Below are 3,392 nucleotides of genomic sequence, written 5' to 3'. Positions count from 1 at the left end.
CGCCGATCATGTTCTTGCCCAGCGGGTGGTTGATGCCCGTCTTGCCGCCCACCGATGAATCAACCTGCGACAGCAGCGTCGTCGGCACCTGGATGAACGGCACGCCGCGCATGTAGCAGGCGGCGGCAAACCCCGTCATGTCGCCGATCACGCCGCCGCCCAGAGCGATGAGCGTGGTCTTGCGGTCGGCCCCCGAAGCGAGCAGCGCGTCGAAGATGCGGTTGAGCGTCTCCCACTTCTTGAACGATTCGCCGTCGGGCAGCACGACCGTGTCGACGGTCTTGCCGAGCGCGCGGACGGCGGCCTCGACCTTGGCGGCATAGAGCGGCGCCACGGTCTCGTTGGTGACGATCACGGCACGTGCGCCGCGGATGTGGGGGGCAAACAGCGCGGTCTGGGAGATCAGCCCCGATCCGATATGGATCGGATAGGCGCGCTCGCCCAGGTCGACATCAACGGTAATCATGACTGGCTGTAAACGTGCGAGGGAGTGGAGGAACCCGCGGGCGGCGCCACGATGCCGGCCATCTCGAGTTGCATCAGCACCATATTAACAAGCTGGGCGACGGTGGGCTTGCCGGTCTCGATGATGAAGTGGGCCACCTCGCGGTACAGCGGATCGCGGATGGCATGCAGCTCTTCAAGCCTGGCGCGCGGGTTTTCAGTCTGCAGCAGGGGGCGGTTCTTGTCGTGGCGCGTGCGCAGGTACAGGTCGTGCGGATTGGCGCGCAGGTAGATGACGGTGCCGCGCTCGCGCAGGAAAGCGCGGTTCTCAGGCCGCAACACGGCACCGCCGCCGGTGGCCAGCACCACGCCGCTGCGCGCGGTCAGCTCGTCGATCACGTGGGTCTCGCGATCACGGAAACCGGTCTCGCCCTCATGCTCGAAGATGACCGGCACGCGCACGCCGCAGCGGGCCTCGATCTCGTGGTCGGAGTCGAAGAACGGCAGGTCCAGGCGTCGCGCTACCGCGCGGCCGACCGTGGTCTTGCCGGCACCCATCAGGCCGACGAAAAAAACGTTGGAAACGGACAAAATTGCGTGAATTCTGAGATTTGAGTCCGATTGTAGTGGCTTTTTGCCCGAAACCCCGTCGGAGCGCCCATGAAAAAAGCCCGGCGCTCCAGAAGGAGGCCGGGCTTTTGCCCGCGCGACGCGCAGCCGCTTACTTCAGCGACAGCTGGTCGTTCAGCACGCGCGGCGTCAGGAACACCAGCAGCTCGGTGCGGTTGTTGATCTTGGCGGTGCTCTTGAACAGGTTGCCCAGCACCGGGATATCGCCCAGCAGCGGCACCTTGTTCACGTCCGTGCGCTCGTTCTGCGTGTAGATCCCGCCGATCACCACCGTGCCGCCGTTCTCGACCAGCACCTGCGTCTGCACGTGCTTGGTGTCGATGGCGAAGCCGTTGGTGGTCTGGATGCCGACGCTGTCCTTGTTGACGTCCACGTCCAGGAAGACGTTGCCGTCCGGCGTGATCTTGGGCGTGACTTCCAGCTTCAGGTTGGCCTTCTTGAACGAGACCGAAGTCGCGCCCGACGAGGTCGCCTGCTGGTACGGGATCTCGGTACCCTGCTCGATCAACGCCTTGATGTTGTCGCCGGTGACCACACGCGGGCTGGAGACGATCTTGCCGCGACCGTCGGCTTCCAGCGCCGACAGCTCGAGCGCCAGGAAACGGCCGGCACCAGCATTGAACAGGCTCACCGCCACGCTCGCTGCGTTCACGCCGTTGATGCCGTTGGCCGGGAGGCTGACAGCCGGATCAGTCGCCAAGGTGCCGTTTGCTGCCGTGATCGGCGACGTCACGTTGGTGTAGTTGTTGCCATAGGCCGCGCCGTTGGTCTTGGAAGCAAAGCCAAGCTTGGCCCCCAGGTTGCGGCTGAAGGTATCATCCGCCTCGACGATGCGCGCCTCGATCATCACCTGGCGCACCGGAATGTCGATCTTCTGGATGAAGGCCTGCACCTCTTCCAGCTTGCTCGGAATGTCCGAGATGAACAGCTGATTGGTACGGGCATCCGAGGTGAGCGATCCGCGCTTAGACAGAATGCGCGATGGCGTGCCGCCTGCTGCACCTGCGCCGGTACCCAACAGCATGTTGCGCACGTCATCCGCACGCTGGTAGTTCATGCGGAACACCTGGCTGCGCAGCGGCTCTAGCTCCGTCACTTGCTGCTGCGACTCCAGTTCGGCCTTTTCCTTGGTCGCCAGTTCGCCACGCGGGGCCACCCACAGCACATTGCCGTTGCGGCGCGAGGCCAGGCCCTTGGAGTCCAGCACGATCTGCAGCGCCTGATCCCACGGTACGTCCTTCAGACGCAGCGAGAGGGTGCCCGTCACGCTGTCGCTGGTGACGATGTTCAGGTTGGTGAAGTCGGCAAAGACCTGCAGCAGCGAGCGCACGTCGATGTTCTGGAAGTTCAGCGACAGGCGCTCACCACGGTAGCCCGGGCCGGAGATCAGCTTGTTCGGGTCTTCCTTGGTCGGGCGCACCTCCACCACGAACTGGGTGTCGGTCTGGTACGAGCTGTACTGCCAGTTGCCGCGCGGCTCGATGACCAGGCGCGCGCCGGTGCCGCTGTCGCTAGCACGCATCGCTTGTACCGGGGTGCCGAAGTCGCTCACGTCGTAGCGGCGGCGCAGCGTTTGCGGCAGCGTCGTGCCAACGAAATCGACCACCAGGTTCTGGCCTTGCTGGGCGATATTGATCGCCGAGTTGGCGGTCGACAGGTCGACCACCACGCGGCCAGCCAGCTCATCGCCGCGGCGGAAGTCGATGTTACGCACGGCCGGACGTTCCGCCCCCGCGGCCGGAACCGGTGCGGCGAACGTCGGTGCGGGCTTGGCGGCCGCCACCGGGGCGGCGTCCAGCGTCACGATGTACTGGTTGCCGCGGACTTCCGAGCGGTACTGCGTCTGGCGCGCCAGGTCCAGCACGACGCGGGTTCGGTCGCCGATCTGCACGACATTGGCCGCGCGCAGCAACTTGCCGCCATATTGATAGTTGGCACGGCCCTGGGCGAACCCGGTGCCGAAGAAGTCGATGGCGATGCGCGCAGGCTGCTGCGTGCTGAATTCCACCGGCTTCTGCGCGGGTGCATCCTTGAGCGTCACCGTCACGACGGTGGATTCGCCGGCCGTGGCCTGCTCCACCTTTTCGATGGCGTTGGCAGCCGGCGCGGTCGCCGCTTGCTGCGCCAAGGCCTGACCGGCCATCATGAGCATGCACAGCGAGAGCCATGCTGCCGCGCCCCCCCGGGCCACTCGGGCTGCCTGTGCCAGGCCGCCCTTCACGAGACGCATCGTCATTGCGCGCCCTCCTGAACTTTCAGGGTAGTCATTTTTTCTTTCCATTCGGTCGTGCCTTCGCGCACCAGCTCACGCAGGGTGA

General features: G+C 65.2%; 3 protein-coding genes and 1 pseudogene. All 4 read right to left on the bottom strand.

All coding sequences use genetic code 11. The annotated features are described in order from the left end of the window. The coding region (locus QZ609_RS25555; protein WP_295501018.1) for an iron-containing alcohol dehydrogenase at positions 1–466 on the bottom strand (466 nt) is incomplete at its 3' end. Further along, positions 463–1,035 carry a shikimate kinase gene (locus QZ609_RS25550; protein WP_295501015.1) on the bottom strand — a complete coding sequence of 191 codons (573 nt, stop codon included), beginning with the start codon at positions 1,033–1,035 and terminating at the stop codon, positions 463–465. The genes QZ609_RS25550 and QZ609_RS25555, both read right to left, overlap by 4 nt. A gap of 130 nt (positions 1,036–1,165) precedes the next feature. Next, entirely contained in the window at positions 1,166–3,304 is a 2,139-nt protein-coding gene (gene pilQ / locus QZ609_RS25545) for a temperature dependent type IV pilus secretin PilQ (RefSeq protein ID WP_295501021.1), read from the bottom strand. 2 nt (positions 3,305–3,306) lie between these two features. Then, positions 3,307–3,392 (bottom strand): annotated as a pseudogene (locus tag QZ609_RS25540) (pilus assembly protein PilP); the annotation flags it as partial.

The organism is uncultured Ralstonia sp. (assembly GCA_913056305.1).
Lineage (GTDB): Bacteria > Pseudomonadota > Gammaproteobacteria > Burkholderiales > Burkholderiaceae > Ralstonia.
The sequence above is the reverse complement of the archived record's forward strand: the minus strand, read 5'-3'. Positions and strand labels throughout refer to the sequence as shown.